Annotated in this window: 2 protein-coding genes; both read right to left on the reverse strand. The window is 55.7% G+C overall.

Going from position 1 to position 614, the window contains the following annotated elements; all coding sequences use genetic code 11:
- Positions 1-199 (reverse strand): CCE_0567 family metalloprotein (locus tag NP945_RS31810; protein WP_256748514.1); only part of this gene is annotated, 199 nt, incomplete at its 3' end.
- A 46-nt stretch (positions 200-245) separates the two neighbouring features.
- On the reverse strand, positions 246-614 hold a 369-nt coding region (locus NP945_RS31815; RefSeq protein ID WP_256748515.1), incomplete at its 5' end, for a DUF269 domain-containing protein.

The raw sequence follows: 614 nt of genomic DNA on the forward strand, positions 1-614 counted from the left end.
CTAAATTCTTCATTGAAGCGAGTTCTCTCTTGGCAACATCCAACTCGGCATAAACGGCTTGGGTTTTCTCGGCGACTTCCTGTATGTCGGCCCACTTGCCCGGCAGACCCTCGACAAGGTCCTGCAATGCCATCTTGGCAATAGCTGCACGCAACTGGAGCTTTCGGACTTTCTTCCTCATCTTATCTAGGTCTGACATAGATCCTTCCTGGAACAATGGTTTTGTTGATGCGCTCCATCTCGGGCTAGGCTTCAATGGCTGCAGTCGCATCGTCGACCAGTTTCGTACCGGCCTCAGCAAGTTTGCGGAAAGTCTCGAAGCCGAACCGGTGGACGTCCGGATAGAACGCCCAACCGCTGGAAGCCCGCAGGGGCTTCATTCCAATTATTGGCGACGTCGACACGCCGGAGCGCTCCTCGATCGCAAGCGCTACGGCGGTGTAAAACATGTCGAGCCTCCACAGCGCGTCAGGATCGGGATCGCCGCCAAAGGGTACCGCACGTTGCTGTTGCTTGGTGATGATGAACTCGGCCAGCAGCTCGGCATCCGAATGGCCTTCCCATAAGCCGAAGGAATCCTGAGTACGAATGAGCCGCAGGAGGCATTTGACGAA

This window comes from Mesorhizobium sp. LMG17149, assembly GCF_024518695.1.
Lineage (GTDB): Bacteria > Pseudomonadota > Alphaproteobacteria > Rhizobiales > Rhizobiaceae > Mesorhizobium.